This is a genomic window from Polaromonas sp. P2_G11 (assembly GCF_056403595.1).
On sequence record NZ_JBFUFE010000002.1, the window covers coordinates 400,065 to 421,299 of the forward strand.

General features: G+C 62.5%; 17 protein-coding genes. 9 read left to right on the forward strand and 8 right to left on the reverse strand.

From position 1 onward, the window contains the following. Positions 1 to 166 precede the first annotated feature (166 nt). The 3 genes from AC1DWQ_RS08445 to mfd all read right to left on the reverse strand — a co-directional run bounded on the left by AC1DWQ_RS08445 (position 167) and on the right by mfd (position 6,337). Positions 167 to 2,023, reverse strand: a complete 1,857-nt coding sequence (locus tag AC1DWQ_RS08445) for an ABC transporter ATP-binding protein (protein WP_477669231.1) — start codon at positions 2,021 to 2,023, stop codon at positions 167 to 169. 106 nt (positions 2,024 to 2,129) lie between these two features. Beyond that, entirely contained in the window at positions 2,130 to 2,840 is a 711-nt protein-coding gene (gene serB, locus AC1DWQ_RS08450; protein WP_477669232.1) for a phosphoserine phosphatase SerB, read from the reverse strand. Next, on the reverse strand, positions 2,837 to 6,337 hold the full coding sequence (gene mfd, locus AC1DWQ_RS08455) for a transcription-repair coupling factor (protein WP_477669233.1): 3,501 nt from the start codon (positions 6,335 to 6,337) through the stop codon (positions 2,837 to 2,839). Before mfd ends, serB begins: the two co-directional genes overlap by 4 nt. Positions 6,338 to 6,483: 146 nt before the next feature. Here mfd and ispD point away from each other — a divergent pair, with 146 nt between their 5' ends. Together ispD and ispF are read left to right on the forward strand one after the other, a co-directional pair. Beyond that, positions 6,484 to 7,251: a 2-C-methyl-D-erythritol 4-phosphate cytidylyltransferase gene (gene ispD / locus AC1DWQ_RS08460; protein WP_477669612.1), complete on the forward strand. Its 768-nt coding sequence runs from the start codon at positions 6,484 to 6,486 to the stop codon at positions 7,249 to 7,251. A gap of 43 nt (positions 7,252 to 7,294) precedes the next feature. Further along, positions 7,295 to 7,777 (forward strand): 2-C-methyl-D-erythritol 2,4-cyclodiphosphate synthase, encoded by a 483-nt coding sequence (gene ispF / locus AC1DWQ_RS08465; protein WP_477669234.1) that lies wholly within the window; start codon positions 7,295 to 7,297, stop codon positions 7,775 to 7,777. 101 nt (positions 7,778 to 7,878) lie between these two features. Here the strand turns inward: ispF and AC1DWQ_RS08470 are convergent, their stop codons facing one another. Together AC1DWQ_RS08470 and ompR are read right to left on the reverse strand one after the other, a co-directional pair. Then, a complete protein-coding gene (locus AC1DWQ_RS08470; protein ID WP_477669235.1) occupies positions 7,879 to 9,255 on the reverse strand; it encodes a sensor histidine kinase in 1,377 nt (458 codons plus the stop codon). Between the two features lie 348 nt (positions 9,256 to 9,603). Then, entirely contained in the window at positions 9,604 to 10,341 is a 738-nt protein-coding gene (ompR, locus tag AC1DWQ_RS08475) for an osmolarity response regulator transcription factor OmpR (RefSeq protein WP_007866319.1), read from the reverse strand. Positions 10,342 to 10,703: 362 nt separating this feature from the next. Here ompR and AC1DWQ_RS08480 point away from each other — a divergent pair, with 362 nt between their 5' ends. Next, positions 10,704 to 11,420: an SIMPL domain-containing protein gene (locus AC1DWQ_RS08480; protein ID WP_477669236.1), complete on the forward strand. Its 717-nt coding sequence runs from the start codon at positions 10,704 to 10,706 to the stop codon at positions 11,418 to 11,420. Here the strand turns inward: AC1DWQ_RS08480 and AC1DWQ_RS08485 are convergent. After that, positions 11,389 to 11,937 carry a multidrug/biocide efflux PACE transporter gene (locus tag AC1DWQ_RS08485; RefSeq protein ID WP_477669613.1) on the reverse strand — a complete coding sequence of 183 codons (549 nt, stop codon included), beginning with the start codon at positions 11,935 to 11,937 and terminating at the stop codon, positions 11,389 to 11,391. The two genes, AC1DWQ_RS08480 and AC1DWQ_RS08485, sit on opposite strands and share 32 nt — an antisense overlap. 122 nt (positions 11,938 to 12,059) lie before the next feature. Here AC1DWQ_RS08485 and AC1DWQ_RS08490 point away from each other — a divergent pair, with 122 nt between their 5' ends. Then, entirely contained in the window at positions 12,060 to 12,968 is a 909-nt protein-coding gene (locus tag AC1DWQ_RS08490; protein ID WP_477669237.1) for a LysR family transcriptional regulator, read from the forward strand. A 144-nt stretch (positions 12,969 to 13,112) separates the two neighbouring features. Here the strand turns inward: AC1DWQ_RS08490 and AC1DWQ_RS08495 are convergent, their stop codons facing one another. Further along, a complete protein-coding gene (locus AC1DWQ_RS08495) occupies positions 13,113 to 13,736 on the reverse strand; it encodes an outer membrane beta-barrel protein (protein WP_477669238.1) in 624 nt (207 codons plus the stop codon). 214 nt (positions 13,737 to 13,950) lie between these two features. Between AC1DWQ_RS08495 and AC1DWQ_RS08500 the strand changes: the two genes are divergently transcribed. From AC1DWQ_RS08500 to AC1DWQ_RS08510, 3 genes are all read left to right on the forward strand, one after another. Next, positions 13,951 to 14,796 carry an N-formylglutamate amidohydrolase gene (locus AC1DWQ_RS08500; RefSeq protein WP_477669239.1) on the forward strand — a complete coding sequence of 282 codons (846 nt, stop codon included), beginning with the start codon at positions 13,951 to 13,953 and terminating at the stop codon, positions 14,794 to 14,796. A gap of 72 nt (positions 14,797 to 14,868) precedes the next feature. Then, the gene (locus tag AC1DWQ_RS08505; protein WP_477669240.1) at positions 14,869 to 15,915 is read left to right on the forward strand and encodes a histone deacetylase family protein; all 1,047 of its coding nucleotides are present in this window, start codon (positions 14,869 to 14,871) and stop codon (positions 15,913 to 15,915) included. A gap of 1 nt (position 15,916) precedes the next feature. Then, the gene (locus tag AC1DWQ_RS08510; protein WP_477669241.1) at positions 15,917 to 17,020 is read left to right on the forward strand and encodes an NAD(P)/FAD-dependent oxidoreductase; all 1,104 of its coding nucleotides are present in this window, start codon (positions 15,917 to 15,919) and stop codon (positions 17,018 to 17,020) included. A gap of 3 nt (positions 17,021 to 17,023) precedes the next feature. Here AC1DWQ_RS08510 and AC1DWQ_RS08515 read toward each other — a convergent pair whose 3' ends face one another. After that, positions 17,024 to 17,806 (reverse strand): 3-hydroxybutyrate dehydrogenase, encoded by a 783-nt coding sequence (locus AC1DWQ_RS08515; RefSeq protein ID WP_477649166.1) that lies wholly within the window; start codon positions 17,804 to 17,806, stop codon positions 17,024 to 17,026. Between the two features lie 118 nt (positions 17,807 to 17,924). Here AC1DWQ_RS08515 and AC1DWQ_RS08520 point away from each other — a divergent pair, with 118 nt between their 5' ends. Both AC1DWQ_RS08520 and AC1DWQ_RS08525 read left to right on the forward strand, forming a co-directional pair. Further along, complete coding sequence (locus tag AC1DWQ_RS08520) at positions 17,925 to 18,836, forward strand: alpha/beta fold hydrolase (RefSeq protein WP_477669242.1); 912 nt, start codon at positions 17,925 to 17,927, stop codon at positions 18,834 to 18,836. Between the two features lie 82 nt (positions 18,837 to 18,918). Then, positions 18,919 to 21,177 carry a RelA/SpoT family protein gene (locus AC1DWQ_RS08525; RefSeq protein ID WP_477669243.1) on the forward strand — a complete coding sequence of 753 codons (2,259 nt, stop codon included), beginning with the start codon at positions 18,919 to 18,921 and terminating at the stop codon, positions 21,175 to 21,177. Positions 21,178 to 21,235: the final 58 nt, after the last annotated feature.

Consider the following 21,235-nt stretch of genomic DNA (forward strand, 5'->3'; position numbering starts at 1 on the left):
GCATGAGTGCAGCAGGCTCCGGGTTCAGGTATTTTGAGGCTTTTTCGTAAGAAAAATCGGGCTCTAGCCCTTTCAGTGCATGCGCGAGCAGCTATTAAAACAATAGCAAACGAGTACTCGCCCCAGATGAGTACTAAGGCGCGGGCACCCGGTGCGGCCAGCAGCGTCAAGCCGCCAGCTCTTCTTCTTCCAGGTTGTCGCTCAGAAAACCGCCGCTCTGGTGCGCCCAGAGCCGTGCATACAGGCCGCCATTGGCCAGCAGGCTGCGGTGGTCGCCTTCTTCGACGATGCGCCCCTGGTCGAGCACGATCAGCCTGTCCATCGCGGCGATGGTCGAGAGGCGATGGGCGATGGCGATCACCGTCTTGCCCTGCATCAAAGTGTTCAGGCTGCTCTGGATGGCGACTTCGACTTCGGAGTCGAGTGCGCTGGTGGCTTCGTCCAGCAGCAGGATGGGCGCGTCCTTGAGCATCACGCGCGCAATTGCGATGCGCTGGCGCTGCCCGCCCGAGAGCTTCACACCGCGTTCGCCCACATGGGCGTCGTAGCCGTGGCGGGCGTGCGGATCGGTCAGGTCGGCGATGAAGGTGTCGGCTTCGGCACGCCGTGCGGCCAGGCGCATGTCGTCGTCGGTGGCGCCGGGGCGGCTGTAGGTGATGTTGTCGCGCACCGAACGATGCAGCAGAGAGGTATCTTGCGTCACCATGCCGATGTGGCTGCGCAGGCTGTCCTGCGTCACGGTAGCAATGTCCTGGCCGTCGATCAGGATGCGCCCGCCGTCGAGGTCATAAAACCGCAGCAGCAGGTTGACCAGCGTCGATTTGCCCGCGCCGGAGCGTCCGATCAGGCCTATCTTTTCGCCAGGTCTGACGGTCAGCGTCAGCTGGTCGATCACCGGTTTGTTCTTGCCGTAGCTGAAGTTCACGGCTTCAAAGCGCACTTCGCCGCGCGGCACGTCCAGTGCGGCCGCACCTGGCGCGTCCACGATGGTGTGCGGCCGCGAAAGCGTGTTGATGCCGTCCTGCACGGTGCCCACGCTTTCAAAGAGGCTGGTGGTCTCCCACATGATCCAGTGCGACATGCCCTGCAAACGCAGCGCCATGGCAGTGGCCGCGGCCACCGCACCCGCGCCGACCTGGCCCAGGTGCCACAGCCACAGCGAGGTGCCGGCCATGCCGAGGATCAGTCCCATGCTGAGCGTGTGGTTGACGATCTCGAATGCGCTGACCAGGCGCATCTGGGTGTAGCCGGTCTTCATGAACTCGCTCATGGCGTCGCGCGCGAAGCCGGCTTCGCGCCGGGTGTGCGAAAACAGCTTGACGGTGGTGATGTTGGTGTAGGCGTCGGTGATGCGGCCTGTCATCAATGAGCGGGCGTCGGCCTGCTGCTTGCCGATGCGGCCCAGCCGCGGCACAAAGTAATAGAGGCTGGCGATGTAGAGCGCCAGCCAGACCAGGAAGGGCGCCACCAGCTTCGTGTCGAAGGCCGCGGCCAGCACCGTCATGGTGGCGATGTATACACCCATGGCCACCAGCACGTCGGCCAGCACGAAGAGCGTGTCGCGCACCGCCAGTGCGGTCTGCATGACCTTGGTGGTCAGCCGGCCGGCGAATTCGTCCTGGTAGAAGGACATGCTTTGCCCGAGCATCAGGCGGTGAAAGTTCCAGCGCAGCCGCATCGGGAAGTTGATGGCCAGCGTCTGGTGCTTCACGGTGGTCTGCAGCGCCACGGCGGCGATGCTGGCCACCACGATGAAGGCGAGCCAGCCCAGTGCGTTGCCGTGCTCGACCCACAGGTTGGCGGGCGCCGTCGCGCCGAGCCAGTCGACGATGCGGCCCAGCATGGCGAACAGCAAGGCCTCAAAAATCGCCATCACCGCCGAGAGCAGCGCCAGCTGCAGGATGTAGCCGCGCGCGCCTTCGGTGCAGGCCCACAGAAAGGCCATGAAACCCTTGGGCGGCAAGGAGGGGTCGGCGTCAGGGTAGGCGGGAAGCTGGCTTTCGAATCGTTTGAAAAAACCCATGGATGTCGTTTGTCTTTGGTTCAGGTGTCTGCTTATAAGGCGTTATGGCTGTGGGATCGTTGATTTATTGGGGAAGGATTGATGCGTCGGCCGAGGTGTGGCGGCCTCAGCTGAAAAGCTCCAGCAGGCGGTCCAGGCCGCCTTCGTTGATGGCGACCATGGCCTGCTCGCGTACGCGCGGCTTGGCGTGATAGGCCACCGAGAGGCCGGCTACGCCCATCATGGGCAGGTCGTTGGCACCGTCGCCCATGGCAATCGCCTGCAGCGGGTTGATGCCCAGGTTGGCGCAGGTTTCCAGCAGCATCTTTCGCTTCTCTTCGCCGTCACAGATGTCGCCCCAGGGCTGGTCGACCATCTTGCCGGTGAGAAAGCCGTCTTTGATTTCGAGCACGTTGGAGCGCGTGTAGTCGATGCCCAGCTCGTCACGCACGCGGTCGGTAAAGAAGGTAAAGCCGCCGCTGACCAGCAGCACCTTCATGCCGGCTTCTTTGCAGGCATGCACCAGCTCGGTCGCGCCGGGGTTGAGCTTGAGACGCTCGTGGTAGACCTGTTCCATGCTGGCCACGCTCACGCCCTTGAGCAAGGCTACGCGCTGGCGCAGGCTCTCTTTGTAGTCGGTGATCTCACCGCGCATGGCGGCTTCGGTGATGGCGGCCACTTCGGCCTTGCGGCCGGCAGCGTCGGCGATTTCGTCCACACACTCGATGTTGATGAGCGTGGAATCCATGTCAAAGGCGATCAGCCTGAAATTGCTGAGCTTGAGGTCTGGCGTAGAGACGTTGACGACGAGGCCGGGGGAGATTTCAGCGGGGGTCATGCGGGCGTTGCTTCTGTGGTGGAGGGGGTTTTGGGTTGGCCGAGAGAGCGCAGGATGTCGCGCACCATTTGCGCGCGGTCTTTGGGTTCGGGCAGCTCGCGCTCGATGCGCAGCTTGTCGTTGCCGGCCAATTTGATGTGCCGGTTCTTCTGGATGAGATGCATGATGGCCATCGAATCGATGGGCGGGTCTTTCTTGAAGGTGATGTTGATGCCGCCGGGCGCGGCATCGACCTTGACCACGCCGTAGGGCCGGGCGATCACGCGCAGGCGGTGCACGTCGATCAGCGTCTGCGCCTGCGGCGGCAGCTTGCCGAAGCGGTCGACGATTTCCTCAAGCAGGGCATCGATCTGGTCGGTGTTTTTGGCGGTGGCCAGCTTTTTGTAGAAAGACAGGCGCAGGTGCACGTCGCCGCAGTAGTCGTTGGGCAACAGGGCGGGGGCGTGCAGATTGATTTCGGTGGTCACGCTGAGCGGCGACAGCAGATCCGGCTCGCGCCCGGCCTTGAGCGATGCCACGGCTTCGCTGAGCATCTCGTTGTAGAGCTGAAAGCCCACCTCGAGCATGTTGCCGCTCTGGTTTTCGCCCAGCACCTCACCGGTGCCGCGGATTTCCAGGTCATGCATGGCCAGGTAAAAGCCCGAACCGAGCTCTTCCATCTGCTGGATGGCTTCAAGCCGCTGGCCGGCCTGCTTGGTCAGGCCTTCGATGTCGGGCACCATCAAATAGGCATAGGCCTGATGGTGGCTGCGGCCCACGCGCCCGCGCAGCTGGTGCAGCTGCGCCAGGCCGAACTTGTCGGCGCGGCTCATCACGATGGTGTTGGCGGTTGGCACATCGATGCCGGTTTCGATGATGGTCGAGCACAGCAGCAGGTTGTAGCGCTGGGCGATGAAGTCTTTCATCACGCGCTCGAGTTCGCGCTCGGGCATCTGGCCGTGCGCCACGGCGATTCGCGCTTCAGGCAGTATCTCTTCGAGCTTTTCGCGCCGGTTCTGGATGGTCTCGACCTCGTTGTGCAGGAAGTAAACCTGCCCGCCGCGCTTCAATTCGCGCAGCACGGCTTCCCGAATTACGCCGTTGTTTTCGCTGCGCACAAAAGTCTTGATGGCCAGGCGCCGCTGCGGGGCGGTGGCGATCACGCTCAGGTCACGCAGGCCTTCAAGCGCCATGCCCAGCGTGCGCGGAATTGGCGTGGCGGTCAGCGTCAGCACATCCACTTCGGCGCGCATGGCCTTCATGGCTTCTTTGTGGCGCACGCCAAAGCGGTGCTCTTCATCGATGATGAGCAGGCCCAGGCGCTCGAACTTCACGTCCTGGCTGAGCAGCTTGTGCGTGCCGACCACGATGTCGATCGTGCCGTCGGCCAGGCCCTTGATGGCGGCGGTAATCTCTTTGCCCGAGCGGAAACGGCTCATCTCGGCGATCTTGACCGGCCATTTGGCAAAACGGTCCACCAGCGTCTGGTAGTGCTGCTCGGCCAGCAGGGTGGTGGGCGCCAGCAGGGCGACCTGCTTGCCGCCGGTGACGGCGATGAAGGCGGCGCGCAGCGCGACCTCGGTCTTGCCGAAACCCACATCGCCGCAGACCAGCCTGTCCATGGGCCGCGGGCTGATCATGTCCTGGATCACGGCGTGGATGGCGGCGCGCTGGTCGGCGGTTTCCTCGAAGCCGAAGTCGTTGGCAAAGGTCTCGTAGTCGCCGGGCGAATAGCGGAAAGCATGGCCTTCGCGCGCGGCGCGGCGGGCGTAGATGTTGAGCAGCTCGGCGGCCGAGTCGCGGATCTGCTCAGCGGCCTTGCGTTTGGCTTTTTCCCACTGGCCGCTGCCCAGCCTGTGCAGCGGGGCTTCTTCGGCGCTGACGCCGGTGTAGCGGCTGATCAGGTGCAGCTGGCTGACGGGCACGTACAGTGTGGCGCTGTCGGCATATTCGAGGTGCAAAAACTCCTGCAGCAGCGGCGTGCCGTCGGCATTGGTGCCCTGGCCCAGGTCCATGTTGATGAGGCCGCGGTAGCGGCCAATGCCGTGGGCGCTGTGCACCACCGGGTCGCCCACGTTGAGTTCCGACAAGTCCTTGATCAGTGCTTCGACGTCGCTGACCTGTTCCTGCTTTTTGTTGCGGCGGCGCACGGTGGCGCCTGCGGCAAACAGCTCGGTCTCGGTGATGAAGTCAATGCCTTCTTCAAGCCAGCTGAAACCGGTGTTCAGCGCCGCTGTGGCGATGCCGAGTTTTTCGTCGCTGGTCTGGAAGTCTTCAAGCGAATCAAACGCCGGCGGACTGACGCTGCTGGCGCGCAGGAAGTCCAGCAGGCTTTCGCGCCGGCCGTCGCTTTCGGCCAGCACCAGCACCCGGTGGGCCGTGTTGCGTACGTGGCCCTTGAATTTGGCCAGCGGGTCTTCGGCGCCACGCACCACGGCCATTTCGCCGAGTTTTTGAAACTGCGCGTTGTCGGCCACGTCTTCGACCGTGGCGCGTATGGCCAGTTGCGCGTAGTCATTGGCGCGAGCGTAAAACTGCTCGGTGCCCAGAAACAGTGACTCCGGCGGCAGTGCCGGGCGGTCGGGCGCGTCGCGCACCAGGCGGTAACGGTCTTTGGTGTCTTGCCAGAAGCGCTGGAAGGCCGGCTCCAGGTCGCCGTGCAACACCACAGTGGCACTTTCGCCCAGGTAGTCGAACACCGTGGCCGTTTCTTCAAAGAAAAGCGGCAGGTAGTACTCGATGCCGGCGGTGGCTACGCCGTTGCCCATGTCTTTGTAGATGCGGCTCTTGGTCGGGTCGCCGTCCAGCAGCTCGCGCCAGCGGCTGCGGAACCGGGCGCGCGCCTCGTCGTCCATCGGGAACTCGCGTCCGGGCAGCAAACGCACTTCCGGCACAGGGTAGAGGCTGCGCTGGCTGTCGGGGTCAAAGGTGCGGATGCTGTCGATCTCGTCATCAAACAGGTCGACGCGGTAAGGCACGGGGCTGCCCATGGGGAAAAGGTCGATCAGGCCGCCGCGCACCGCGTATTCGCCGGGGCTGACGACCTGCGTGACGTGGCTGTAGCCGGCGAGGGTGAGCTGGGCTTTAAGTTTGGTTTCGTCGAGCTTTTGCTTGACCTTGAACTGGAAGGTATAGCCCGCCAGGAAGCTGGGCGGCGCCAGGCGGTAGAGCGCCGTGGTGGCCGGCACGATGACCACGTCGGCGCCAGTTTCCTTGTCGCGCTGCTGGATTCGCCACAAGGTGGCCAGGCGCTCGCTGATCAGGTCCTGGTGGGGCGAGAAGGTGTCGTAGGGCAGGGTTTCCCAGTCGGGAAACAGGGCGCAGCGCAGGTCAGGTGCAAAGAAGGCGATCTCGTCCATCAGGCGCTGGGCCGTGGTGGCGTCCGACGTGATGATGGCGGTGAGCTTACCGGCGGCTTTTTCGCGAATGCCCAGGCGCGCCAGCAGCAGGGCATCGGCGGAACCGGCGGGCTGGGGCAGGGTGTAGCGTTTGCCGGTGACGAGTGAGGGTAGGTGCATTGATCGGTGCGCTGGCTGGGGGCGTTTCAAACAATCAAAAAAGGAAAAGGCCAAAATTCAAACGACAAAAGCCAGACACCCCAAACCATCCGGAGTGGGGTGCCTGCATGCGTTCAAGCATCGATTTTAGAATCTATGATGAAGTTATGACGACAAGCCTTGCCAATAACCGTTCCGAACCCCGTTTTTTTGTGCTGATACCCTGTGCGGGGCAAGGTAGCCGGGCCGGAACCCCTCAAGCCAAGCAATACCAGGTGATTGACGGCATCCCTATGGTCCGCCATACCGTGGAGGCATTTCGGGCGCTTCCAGGCACTTTCGCCGGTTTGTGGGTGGTCATTTCCCCGTCGGATGACGACTTTTTGAAGGTGTTTCCCGATTTCGGCAACACGAACGAAACCCTGTGGGTTGGTGGTGGACTGACCCGTGCGGCCACGGTGCTGAACGGCCTCAAAGCGATGGTGGCGCGGCAACCCGGCGGCGCCGCCCTGACCGACTGGGTGCTGGTGCACGATGCGGCGCGCTGCCTGGTCACAGCCGGGCAGATCAAGGCCTTGATCCATGAATGCCGCAATGACTCTGTGGGCGGCCTGCTGGCTCAAAAGCTGCCGGACACGCTTAAAACCGAACGGGACGGCCGCGTGGCCGCCACTGTGGACCGTAGCGACAAATGGCTGGCGCAAACGCCGCAAATGTTTCGTATCGGCGCGCTGATCGATGCGCTGGAGCACACAGGAGACGCTGTCACCGATGAATCCAGCGCCATGGAAGCAATGGGCGTATCGCCCAGGCTGGTCAACGGCAGTGCGCAGAACTTCAAGGTGACCTATCCGGAAGATTTCGCTCTGGCGGAAGCGATTCTCTGGCAGCGCAGACGCAGCGGCGAAGTGGCTGGTTTTGCCGGCAGCCCTTGAATGCCGCCTGACTATTCAAACCATCTTATGAAAGCCCTCATCCATGTCCCTCGTGAATTTTCGAATCGGTGAAGGCTGGGACACCCACGCGTTGGTGCCTGGGCGCAAGCTCATCATCGGTGGTGTGGACATTCCCCACACCGTCGGCCTGCTTGGCCATTCGGACGCCGATGTACTGTTGCACGCCATCACCGATGCGTTGCTGGGCGCTGCCGGGCTGGGCGACATCGGCTCGCATTTTCCGGACACCGACGCGCGCTTCAAGGGCGCTGATTCGACCGTCTTGCTGGCGGAGGTCGGGCGCTTGCTGGCAGAGCGTGGCCACAAGATCGGCAACATCGACAGCACAGTCATTGCGCAGGCGCCCAAACTTGCGCCTTACATTGCGGCAATGCGCACGCGCATCGCAGAAGTGCTGGCGCTGGAAGTGGGACAGGTGAACGTCAAGGCCAAGACCGCCGAAAAGCTCGGCCCGGTAGGACAGGGCCTGAGCATGGAAGCCCGGGCTGTTGTTCTGCTTTTTTAGTGCTATCGTTTTGATAGCTGATCGCGCACGGCCTGCCTGGTCGGAGGGGTGATTTCTCTTTGAGGCCGGCTGCGGAGCCGGGCAACCGTCCGCAAGGGGAATCAGCTCCTGCGCAGCTTGATATGCGCGGCGAGCCCACCGGAGCCTGTGTTGGCCAGGCCAAACACACCGCCCATGCGGTGAATCGTCTTTTCGACAATCGCGAGACCCAGGCCCGCGCCGGTAGCGGCCGTGCGTGCGGCGTCTCCCCGGAAAAACGGGCGGGTGAGCTTGGACAAGGTCTCGGGCGCCACGCCCATGCCGTGATCCCGTACCTTGATCAGCACCCACTGGTCACGGCCTTTGGCCGCAATATCAACCAAGGCAATGCCGGTTTCAGGTGTCTTGCCGTAGCGCCTGGCATTTTCCAGCAGGTTTGAAATCACGCGCGACAACTCGACCTCGTCGGCCAGCACCGCCATGTCGTCCGGGATGGTCACCGTGACCCGCATGTCTTCATAGTCGGCGATGGCGTATACGGCGGCATCGACCACCGCATTGAGTGACACCCGCTCCAGCCGCGGTGGCTCGGGCCGTGCGTAGTCAAGGAATTTGTCGATGATGGCGTCCAGCTGGGTAATGTCGGCCGCCATGTGCTCGCGTGCATCCATGTCAGTGACGCTCATCTCGGTTTCCAGGCGCAGCCGGGCCAGCGGGGTGCGCAGGTCATGGGAAATCCCCGCCAGCATGATGACCCGGTCCTGCTCGATTTTGGACAGCTGCTCGGCCATGCGGTTAAAGCCGATGTTGACCTCACGGATTTCACTGGTCGCCACTTTTTCATCGAGCAGGCTGGCATCGAAGTCGCCGTCCCGCATCCGGCTGGCCGCGAACGACAGCTGCTTGAGCGGCCGGTTGATCAGGCGGGCAATAAAGGCTGCCCCGGCCAGCGACAGCGCTGCCGCCGTGATGAGCCAGATGATCCAGGTGCTGTTGCGCGAGGGCCCGATCTTGGAAGGGTCTGTGAGCAGCCAGTACGCATCGCCGTCGATGGTAAAGCCCACCCACAGGCCCTTCTGGCCGTTGACGCTGCTGGCCACCACCGTGCCGTTGCCCAGCCGCGCCTTGAGTTCTTCGGCGGTGCGCTCGCCCAACTCGTCGCTCTCGAACAATTCGAACTTGTCCTTGGGTTCCCTCGGCGTGATGCGTACGCGCTCCTCGTCCGCCAGGGTCTTGATCAGCGATACGCGGGCGATGGAGTCGGAATACCGGAGCGCGGCGCGGCTGAGATTGACCAGCGAGGCCAGCTGCTGCGCACTCTGGATGGCCCGCGGCTCGGATTCGAGTGCCCGGAAGGTCTGCAGCCAGGCAACGATGGAGCCGAACAGCAGTAGCGCCAGGAAAAAGAAGGTCCGCCAGAACAGGCTGAAACCCCTGCGCGGGCGCATTTCCAGCGGGGCCGGGGCGGTTTCGAGCGGAACTGGGTTGGTAGCGTCCATAAGGAAGTGGGGTACGTGGGCGCGAGCGCTGTGATCAATGGACGTTAGCACGATAAGCCCGCGCTACCGCAGTCAAGCTGTTGCCGCCTGTTGCAGGCCCGCCATACTTGCCCCCACGGTCGCTCACTTTGTGTAGCTCCCTGCCCCCCGAGGGGGCCGCCCGCCTGCGGCCTGGCAAAGCCAGTTCCGCGGCTCATGCTGGGTTGAAGAGTTCAGCGGGCAGGACCAGCGGAAGGAGTCTTTTACCAGCATGAGCCGCAGGGCCGGCTTTGCCGGACTGCAGGCGGGTGGCCCCCTCGGGGGGCAGCGCATTACACGAAGCCGAAGGCGCAGTGAAAAGCGTGGGGGCTAGTTCGTTCCGTCCGGCACAAACACGTAGCCGATACCCCAGACCGTCTGGATGTAGCGGGGCACCGCAGCATCCACTTCGATCAGTTTGCGCAAACGGGACACCTGCACGTCCAGGCTGCGGTCAAAGGGCTCGAATTCGCGTCCGCGTGCCAGCTGTGCCAGTTTTTCGCGGGACAGCGGCTGCCGCGGGTGGCGCACCAGGGTTTTCAGCATGGCGAATTCGCCGGTGGTCAGCGGCAGCTCTTCGCCGTTCTTGTGCAGGGTGCGCAAGCCCATATCGAAGGAAAACGGCCCAAAGGTAATCACTTCCTGGTCGCTGGACGGCGCACCCGGCACTTCAGCCGTCGGCCGGCGGCGCAGCACGGCGTGGATGCGGGCGAGCAATTCACGGGGATTGAACGGTTTTGCCAGGTAATCGTCGGCGCCGACCTCGAGGCCGACAATGCGGTCCACGTCCTCGCCTTTGGCGGTCAGCATGATGATGGGCGTACGGTCATTGGCGGCGCGCAGGCGGCGGCAGATGGAAAGGCCGTCTTCGCCAGGCATCATCAAATCCAGGACGATCAGGTCGACGGCGTCGCGCAGCATGATGCGGTTCAGCGCTTTGCTGTCTTCGGCGAGGATGACCTCAAAACCTTCCTGGGCCAGGTAGCGACGCAGCAGGTCGCGAATGCGGGCATCGTCATCAAGGATCAGGATTTTGTCGGCACGGGCGTTGGGTTGAGCTTGGGTCATAGTCATCTGGTAATTTGTAACAGAGCCATTTTGAAGGCTGAAAAGGCGGGATGTCGCATTTTTCAGTCGGTTTGACACACTGTTACAAAAGTTGCGGCCACATGCAAGTGTGCGTGTTGACTATGGCAATGCGCCTACATTCGATTGAAAAAACACATGTAAAAATAAGCGGCCGCTCCCTGGGCACCGCGCTGGCGGGCCCTTGTAAGAGCAATGCCGGGCGAATGCGCCTGGTTACTTGCGGTGAACAGGCTGCTTGATTTGCAGCGTTCCGGATGTTCACCATGATTTCCCCCTCCATTTCACGCTTGTCTTTTTTAGCCAGAAGCGGCTGAAATTCACCACCCCGAAAGGTAATTCCGATGCGAGCTCCAAAATCGATCGCTTTGTGTGTCCTGTTGGCAGGCGCAGTGCTGGGTAGCCATGCCATGGCCCAGACCAACTTCCACGAATCCCTGCAGAACGTGGCCCAGTTATCGGTCAGTGGCTCGGTGGAGGTGCAGCAGGACCTGTTGTCGATTTCATTGACCACAACCCGTGATGGTGCTGACGCGGGCGTCGTGCAAAGCCAGCTCAGGCAGGCGCTTGAGACTGCGCTGACCCAGGCCAAGCAGGCGGCGGCGCCCGGCCAGATGGAGGTGCGCACCGGGAATTTCAGCCTGTATCCGCGCTATGGCAAGGACGGCAAGATCAATGGCTGGCAGGGCTCCACCGAACTGGTGCTGGAAGGCAAGGACTTCCCGCGCATCACCAGCACGGCGGGCAAGATCCAGACCCTGACCATGGGCAACGTCAGTTTTGCATTGAGCCGCGAGCAGCGCGCCAAAGTCGAGGGCGAGGCCCAGGCGCTCGCAATTGAGCGTTTCAAGGCCAAGGCCAGTGAGGTGGCGCGCAGTTTTGGTTTTGCCGGCTACTCGCTGCGCGAAGTCTCGGTGAATGCCAACGACCAGGGCTCTCCACCGCGTCCCCGCATGATGGCGATGTCGGCCAAGGCCGAAATGGCCGATGCATCAGTGCCTGTGGAAGCCGGCAAGAGCACGGTATTGGTCATCGTGTCGGGCTCTGTGCAGATGAAGTAAGGCACTTGCCGGCGGCAGGCGCTGCACAAAGTAGCGCGGGCGCCGGCTGCTGCCCGCCGGCCGTGCGGCTGGCCAGCTGGGCTTTGCGCGCGTGGCGCGCCACCACCCGTGAGCGGACATGGTCGTAAGCCCAGTTAAAGCAGAAGGTATAGGGCAGGAAGAACAGCACGATCGCAATGTCCAGTACAAAGGCTTCCCACAGGCCGATGTCCAGCCACCAGGCCGCCAGCGGAACCACCGCGATGATCAGGCCGATTTCAAACAGCACAGCATGCACGGCACGCGCCGCCAGCGTGCGCTGAAAGCCCATGCGGCGCTGCGCCCGGTCAAACAGGGCGTTGAACACCATGTTCCAGCTCATCGCCATCAGCGAAACCATCAGGGTCAGCAGGCCCATGTGCGCCAGCGAATAGCCGAGTAGCCAGGCGCCTAGTGGTGCGCAGATGGCGATGGCCAGGATTTCAAAGCCGAGGGCGTGGAAAAACCGTTCTTTCAGGGATTTTTGGAGGCTCATGATGCGCGTTCTGAATGATTTGCCGACCGTTGAGGCGAGATGCCTTACTGTCATGACTGTATTTTCATCGCTATTTCGAATACATTAAAATCAATAATCATCGAAAAAATAGATGGAAGACTGCCATGCGCCATTCCCCGGAAGCCTTGACCGCTTTTGCAGAGGCTGCGACCCTGGGTTCGTTCTCGGCTGCGGCCCGCAAACTGGGCAAAAGCCAGTCGACGGTGAGCAGTGCGATTGCCAACCTGGAAATCGACCTTGGCCTGAACCTGTTTGACCGGAGCAGCCGAAAGCCGGCACTGACGGAACACGGACGGGTCATGCTGGGCAAGGTGCAGGAAATCCTCGCTGCCAGTGACCGGCTTGACCGCGCTGCCAGCCAGCTTGGGGGCGGCCTTGAGCCCAGGCTCAGCGTGGTCTGGTCGGACACCTACCAGTCAGACCGGTTTGAAGAAATGCTTTCGGCTTTTGAGAAAAGCTTTCCCGACCTGGAGTTTGAGTGCCTGATTGCCGAACACGGCGACCTAGTGTCGCTGGTGCAAACAGGGCGGGCAAACATTGGCGTGGTAGCAGCCCAGGGCGCTTATCCGCCGGACATCGGTTCGGCCACGATTGCCGAGCAGTCTGAAATCACCCTGTTTGTGGCGGCCGCCCACCCATTGGCCAGCATGAAAGACATCACGCCCGACGTTCTGGTCAATTTCAGGGAGCTGCGGCTGGATACCTATATAGAGATGGAGCGGGGTGCGCAGGGAGTCCGGGGCTCACATGGGGCGCGCCAGTCGCGCCGCGCCTGGTCCGCTCCCAGCTATCTCATGCTGCTGGAAATGGCGGTGTTGGGTTTTGGATGGGCGGCCATTCCGCGCTGGATGGTGACGCGCTTTGCCGCTGGCAAACTGGTCGAACTTCATGCGCGCGGCTGGCCGCGCAGGGTGCCTGTGGACGCCGTATGGTCACGCCAGCGCCCCTTGGGCCGTGCCGGAACCTGGCTGTTGCAGGAGATGCTGGCACCGCACGTGCACGCGGTTTTATAAGAAGAAAATGCTTGAAAGCAAAGAATAGCGGGCGCAAGCAGCTATGAAATTGATAGTGAATGCGTGAAGCGAAAACATGAAAAAAGCCCGCATGCCATGAAAGGCATGCGGGCTTTTGGCTGTTGGCTACGCTGCCACAACGGCCTAGAAGCGGTAGCGCAGGCCTATGCTGGTGGTGCTGAGGCGTTCCTTGCCGCCACCGGGGTACTTCATGTCATGCTCGTCCCACTGCAGCACCGCCGACAAGGTAGGGGTGAATGCCCATTCGGCCCCCAGGCCATACGACACGCCCCAATTGCTTTCGCTGCCTGTGGCAATGCCGGACGCAGGTGCGGCGGACACGTGGCTGCGTCCATAGGTCGTCCCCAGCTTGCCCAGCAGGTTGAAGGAGTTGCTCATTGGCAAACGGCCGACCAGGCTCAGGTTGATGCCTTCTGCATCGGTCTGCCCGCCGCCACGGTTGATCTTGCCGAAATCGGTATAGCCCAGTTCCAGGCCGAAGTTGTTGTTGAAATAGCTGCCGCCGTAGATGTTGTACGACGTGTCCCTGTTGTCGGAAGGAAAACCGCCGGCACCGCTTGGCAGGGAAAAGTCTGAGCTGCCCACGTTCAGGCCGAAATAGCGCGAGCCCGGTGCGTAAAACGAATAATTGCTGCTGTACGTGGTGTTGGACGATGTCGAACCGCTTTGGGCGTTGGCCCCTGCGGCCGCAGCCAGGGCAGCAGCAGCCAGCACGGTTGCGGAGAGTTTGCGGGTCAATGATGGCATGGTGGTTCCTTCAATCAATGAATTTTCGGAATGCACTTTTTCTTTTGGAAAAAGCGGTTTAGCGGGCTTTCCGCTGTGAAATTTAAGGGCCGCACCCACACACTGTTGTGGGGCTAAAAGTTAAAACCCTGTAGGACAAACGGAAGTTTGCGAAAGGGCTGAACCTTGGAGCGCCACCGTCCGTTTGCCAATGTGCTGCTGCTAAAGTCAGTGCATGCCCTCCATTACCTACCTGCCCGGAAGCACTCCGCTGGTTCTTGATTCCCCGCACAGCGGGACGGTGTATCCGGCTGATTTCGGGCATGCCTGCGAGCTCGCCGTGCTGCGCAGCGCAGAAGACACCCATGTCGAAAAACTGTATGACTTTGCGCCGGCATTGGGTGCGCATTGGGTTGAGGCGCATTTCCCCCGAAGCTACCTGGACGCCAACCGCAACACCACCGAAATGGATGTGTCCCTGCTGGAAGCGCCCTGGCCCGAACCGGTAGACGATGATCCCCAGGTCATGTCCAAGGTCCGCCTGGGCAAGGGGCTGATCTGGCGCACCACCGACGAAGGCGTGCCGCTGTATGACCGCAAACTGGGGGTGGCGGAAATCCAGGCGCGCATCGAGCAGTGCTGGAAGCCCTACCACGCCGCCGTGGCGCAGGCGATTGATGCCGCCTGGCGGCAGCGCGGCTACAGCATCCACATCAATTGCCACTCCATGCCGGCAGTGGCTTCGGGCAGCGCCACCGATTTTCCGGGTGAGGCGCATGCGGACTTTGTGGTCGGCGACCGTGAAGGCACAACTGCCAGCAAGGCGTTGTCGACACTGGTGTGTGAGCACCTGCGCGCGCAGGGTTACAGCGTGGCCTACAACCACCCCTACAAAGGCGTGGAACTGGTGCGCCGCTACAGCAACCCGGCCGGGCACCGGCACAGCATCCAGCTGGAGATCAACCGCAAGCTGTACATGGACGAAACCACGCTGGAGATGACACCGGGCGCCGGGCCGCTGAAGGCGACGTTGCGCTCATTGGTCGAGGTGTTGCTGAAGACCGACCCGCGCACACTTTGATGGCGGCGCGCTGCGCTGTTCGGGTAACCACCATCACCTCCTTTTCATGAACGAACCAAACCATTCGCCACCATGCTTACTTTTTTCAGCGACAGCCACCACGATCACGCCCCTGCGTTCGAGTTCTACCGCGGTGAGCGCGTGCCGTGTTTTGAAACCCCGGCGCGCGCCGAGTACGTTAAGGCCCGCCTGAGCGAGCGCGGCCACGAGCTGCGCACGCCCCAGGCCGACAGCCGCACGCTGTTGGCCAAAGTGCACAGTGCCCGTTACCTGGCGTTTCTCGAGCATGCGTGGCGCGACTGGGTGGCGCTTGAAGAGGGCAACGACCAGCGGCAGCCTTTTCCCTCTGTCTGGCCCGTGCGTACTTTGCGCAGCGATGTGGAGCCCGTCAATTTCACCGCACGGCTGGGGCTTTATTCGATGGACAACGGGTCACCGCTTTCCGCGGGGACCTGGACAGCCGCCAAGGCTGGTGCAGATGCCGCCGCCAGCGCTGCCGCTTTGCTGGCGACCGGCCAGTCCGCTGCGCGCGGCGTGTTCTGCTGCAGCCGTCCACCCGGCCACCATGCAGGGGCCGACTTCATGGGAGGCTACAGCTTCCTGAACAACGCTGCAGTCGCTGCCCAGGCGTTTCGGGACGGTGGCGCCGCGCGCGTGGCGGTGCTGGACGTGGACTACCACCACGGCAACGGGACACAAAGCATTTTTTATGACCGCGCTGATGTGCTTTTCGTGAGCCTGCACGGCGACCCCTTGACCGAATATCCGTTCTACCTGGGCTATGCCGACGAAACCGGAGCGGGCGAGGGCGAAGGTTTTAACCTGAATCTGCCGCTGGCCGCCGGTTGTACCGTGCTGCGCTGGTTTGAGGCGCTGGAAGCGGCATGCCTGCGCATCAAGCAGCACCGCGCCGACGCGCTGGTGGTGTCGCTGGGGCTGGACACCTTTGCCGAAGACCCCATCTCCAAATTCGCGCTGCTGCCTGGCGACTTTATCCGCCTGGGCGAACGCCTGGGCAAGTTGGGGTTGCCCACGGTATTTGTGCTCGAAGGCGGTTACGCCGCCGCGGCGCTGGGCACCAATGCCGTCAACGTCATTGAAGGTTTCGAGGGCGTCTGATATGGACCAGGTCGACTGTGTGGTGATTGGTGCAGGCGTGGTGGGCCTGGCGGTGGCGCGTGCGCTGGCCTTGCAGGGCAGGGAGGTAATGGTGCTGGAAGCCGCCGACGCGATAGGCGCAGGCACCAGCTCGCGCAACAGCGAGGTGATTCACGCCGGCATTTACTACCCACAGGGCTCGCTCAAGGCGCGGCTCTGCGTAGAAGGCAAGGGCCTGCTGTACGACTACTGCGCGGAACGCGGCATAGGCCACAAGCGCTGCGGCAAGCTGATCGTAGCGACCAGCGAGGCTCAGGTGGCGCAGCTGCAGGCCATCCGTGAAAAGGCCGCCGCCAACGGCGTGAACGACCTGGTACTGTTGACCCGCGAAGAAGCCCGGGCGATGGAGCCGCAACTCGAATGCGTGGCGGCGCTGCATTCGCCCAGCACCGGTATTGTCGACAGCCACGGCCTCATGCTGGCGCTGCAGGGCGATCTTGAGAATGCAGGCGGGCTTGTGGTGCTTAATTCGCCCCTGGCCCATGCGGAGTGTGCGCAAGCAGCTATTAATTTAATAGCAAAAGACGGTACGGAACTGCAAGCCAGGACCGTCGTCAACGCCGCCGGGCTGCAGGCCCAGCACCTGGCCAGCCGCTTTGCCGGCTTTCCGGCGCAGCATGTGCCGCCCAGCCATTACGCCAAAGGCAACTACTTCACCTTGCCCGGCCGTTCGCCCTTCAGCCGCCTGATCTACCCCGTGCCCGAAGCCGCCGGCCTGGGCGTGCACCTGACCATCGACCTAGGCGGCCAGGCCAAGTTCGGGCCCGATGTGCAATGGGTCGATTCACCCGACGACCTGGTGGTGGACCCGGCGCGCGGCGATGCTTTTTATGCCGAAGTACGCAAGTACTGGCCCGCATTGGCCGACGGTGCGCTCATGCCGGGTTATTCGGGCATACGCCCCAAGATCCAGGCGCCTCATGAGGCTGCCAAAGATTTTCTGATCCAGGGACCGCGTGATCACGGCGTGGCAAGGCTCGTCAATCTTTTTGGTATTGAATCGCCAGGGCTGACAAGCTCACTGGCAATTGGCGACTATGTGGGCCGGATGTTGCAAACGGCTTGATCTTTACTGCGCCGCCCACCCGCCATCCATGTTCCAGGCCACGCCGCGCACATTATTGCCGGCCGGTGAGCAGAAAAACACCGCCAGCGCGCCCAGCTCTTCGGGTGTGGTGAACTGCAGCGAAGGTTCTTTTTCACCCAGCAGTTGTTGCTTGGCGGCTTCGTTGCTGATGTTTCCGGCCGCGGCTTTGGCGTCCACCTGTTTTTGCACCAGAGGCGTCAGTACCCAGCCTGGGCATATGGCGTTGCAGGTGACGCCGGTGGTGGCATTTTCGAGGGCGGTGACCTTGGTCAGACCCACAATGCCGTGCTTGGCGGCGACATAGGCGGATTTTTCTGCAGAGCCCACGAGGCCGTGGACCGACGCCACATTGATGATGCGTCCCCAGCCCTTGCCTCCATTGGCGGCCAGCATGGCAGGCAATGCCAGGCGGGTGGCATGAAAGGCGCTGCTCAGGTTGATGGCGATCACAGCGTCCCATTTCTCGACCGGGAAGTTCTCGACGCGGGCGACGTGCTGGATGCCGGCATTGTTGACGAGGATGTCGACCTGGCCGAATTGCGCGGCAGCGAACCGCATCATGTCCTCGATGTCGGCGGGCTTGCTCATGTCGGCGCCGTGGTAGGCCACGCGCACACCCAGCGCTTCGATCTCGGCCTTGGGGCCGTCCACGTCGCCGAAGCCGTTAATGACGATGTTGGCGCCTTGCGCTGCCAGCGCCTTGGCGATGCCCAGGCCGATCCCGCTGGTCGAGCCGGTGACGAGAGCTGTTTTACCTTTGAGCATGATGTTTCTCCGGATGATTTACGATGGTTGAGCTGGGATTCTGAACAGCGCGCGGTGCAGGCTGCGCATCGCCGATTTTTCAAGCAATTATCAAGCCTTTGAATTGAACTGCCGCACCATGACCCAACCTACGCTGAACTACGTAAATTGCCCGGACGCCGCAGGCGGGCATCGCATGGCGTACTGGCAATGGGGCCAGCCGGACAGCACGCACGTTGTGGTGTGCGTGCATGGCCTGTCGCGGCAGGGCCGCGATTTTGACGTGCTGGCGCGCACGCTCTGCGAGCAGGCGCCGGACGGCATTCGCGTGGTCTGCCCCGACGTGGTGGGCCGTGGGGAAAGCGACTGGCTCAAAGACCCCATGGGTTACCAGCTGCGAGGCTATGCCGCCGACATGCTGGCGCTGCTGGGCCAGCTGCACGCGCAGGCGCCTGTGGTTTCGCTGGACTGGGTGGGTACCAGCATGGGCGGCCTGATCGGCGTGGCGGTGTGTGGGACGCCTGGTCTGCCCTTGCCCACGGCGGTGCGCCGCCTGGTGCTCAATGACGTCGGGCCGGCCATCCAGTGGCAGGCAATCGTGCGAATCGGCACCTATCTGGGGCAGGCCGGTCACTTCGGGTCGGTGCAGGAAGCGGCCGATGCCATGTGGGCGATTTCCCAAAGCTTTGGCCCGCACACGCCCGAACAGTGGCTGGCGCTGTCGCGTCCCATGCTCCGGCGCGTCTCGGACGCCGCCGATGCCAAGTGGCGCCTGCATTACGACCCGGCCATCGCTGTGCCGTTCAAGCAGGAGACCGAGGACTCCGCGCGCCAGGGTGAAGCCGTGCTCTGGCAGCTCTACGACAATATCAAGGCCGAAACGCTGGTGATCCGCGGCAAGCAGTCGGACTTGCTGAGCTCCCAGACGGCTCAGGCCATGACGGCCCGCGGCCCGCGCGCGCGCCTGGTGGAGTTCGACGGGGTAGGCCATGCGCCCACGCTGATCGCTGCGGACCAGGTGGCCGCCGTGTCGGGTTTCCTGCTTGGGTAGCACCCGGGTATTGAATTGGGTAATGCTGGGTAAGTGCCGCAATGCGGCGCTGCCAGCCTCGCAACTATTTGACTGAAGTTTCATGAAAAGCAATGTGGTCGGGCCCGGTAGCCCGACAGCCTCCCAGGGGGCGAACGCCTCCATCGTGACCGCTACGGCCGACAGCCTGCCGGACCAGCCGCATGCGCTGGCCCGTGCCCGGGCGTTTGCCGAGCCTCTGATCGCCAGCGAAACGCACGACACGGGTGAAAACATCCTGGCGCATGCCGACGCTGTGGCTGCCATCCTGAAAAACATCGGCGGTTCGGAAGCCATGCAGGCCGCGACCTACCTGGTGTATGCGTGCCAGCACCTGAACAAGCCGCAGGAAGTCATCACCAAGGCCTTCGGCGCCAACTACGCTGCACTGGCGCTGGAGACCACCAAATTGGTGCAGGTGCAGCGGCAGGCTCGTACTGCCAATGCCAAGGCGCATCTGCTGGACGACCCGGCCGCGCAAACCGAAAACGTCCGCAAGATGCTGCTGGCGTTTTCGCGCGACTTGCGGGTGGTGATGTTGCGGCTGGCGTCGCGGCTTCAAACCCTGCGCCATTACGCGGCCACCCGGCAACCTGCCCCTTTGCCGTTGGCGCACGAATCCCTGCATGTGTTTGCGCCGCTGGCCAACCGCCTGGGCATCTGGCAGATCAAATGGGAAATGGAAGACCTGGCTTTCCGTTTTCTGGAACCCGATACCTACAAGCAGACAGCCCGCCTGCTGGATGAAAAGCGCGTGGAGCGCGAAGGCTTCATGGAGGCCTTGCGTGCGCAGCTGGAGCGCGAACTGAACCAGAACGGCATTGCCGCGCTGGTGCAGGGCCGACCCAAGCACATCTACAGCATCGTTAAAAAAATGCGCGGCAAGTCGCTCGACTTCGAGCAGGTGTTTGACATCCGTGCCTTGCGTGTGATTGCCGCCGACGTGAAGGGCTGTTATGCCGCGCTCGGTTTTGTGCATTCCCGCTTCACGCCGGTGGACGGCGAGTTTGACGACTACATCGCCAAGCCCAAGTCCAATGGCTACCAGTCATTGCACACCGTAGTGCGTGACGATGGCGGGCGGGCGGTGGAGATACAGGTGCGCACGCAGGCCATGCATGACCATGCCGAGCACGGCGTGGCTGCGCATTGGGCCTACAAGGAGGCGGGTGCCAAGGGTTACGCGGGCGTGTCGGCCAGCAGCGAATATGACGCCAAGATCGCCGTGCTGCGGCAACTGCTCGCGTGGGAGAGGGATCTCTCGGGCCCGGCCTCCCAGCGTGCACGCGACGCCAAGCAGGGCCTGTTCGAAGACCGTATCTATGTTCTGACGCCCGATGCCGCCATCGTGGAGTTGCCGCAGGGCGCGACGACGGTAGATTTTGCTTACAGCGTGCACACCAGCCTGGGACACCGTTGCCGGGGCGCGCGCATTGACGGTGTCATGGTGCCGCTGAATACGCCCTTGCAAAACGGCCAGACGGTGGAAGTGATCACCGTGAAGGAAGGCGGACCTTCGCGCGACTGGCTTAACCCCGAGCTCGGTTTCTTGTGCAGCCACCGTGCAAAGTCGAAAGTCCGCGCATGGTTCAACGCGTTGGCCATGGAGCAAACCGTGGCCCGGGGTCGCGAGGCCGTGGAAAAACTGCTTCAGCGCGAGGGCAAGACCGCCATGAAGCTGGACGACCTGGCGGTGCAACTCGGCTTCAAGGCGGCGGATGATTTGTTTGAAGTAGTGGGCAAGGACGAGTTGTCACTGCGCACGATTGAAAACATGCTCAGGCCACCCGAACCGATGTTGAGCCAGGACGACTATGTGCTGGCAAAAAAAGCGCGTCCGCCGAATCAGAAATCCAAAAGTGGCGGCGGCGTGCTGGTGGTCGGCATGGGTTCCCTGCTGACGCAATTGGCCAAATGCTGCAAGCCGGCGCCGCCGGATGAAATTCTCGGTTTCGTCACCAAGGGCAAAGGGGTCAGCATCCACCGCAGCGACTGCAGCAATTTTCGCAACATGGCCAGCGGCAGCCCCGACCGCGTGATTGAGGTTGAATGGAACGCACCCAAGACGGCGGATGGCGCGGTGTATCCGGTGGATGTGGCCGTGGAGGCGGCGGACAGGCAGGGCTTGCTGCGCGATATTTCCGAGGTATTCGCCAAGGAAAAAATGAATGTGATTGGTGTGCAGACACAGTCGGTCAAGGACAACCGCGGCGGCACGGCGTGGATGACATTCACCGTTGAAGTTGCGCAATCGGGCCGGCTTAACCAGGTGCTGGCCGTCGTGGCCGAGGTGCCGGGCGTGCGGTCCGCGCGGAGACGTTGAACCCGGCTGCAGGACTTTTTTCGGCAAATTTTCGGGGCGAAGCAAGATAGCCGTTTTG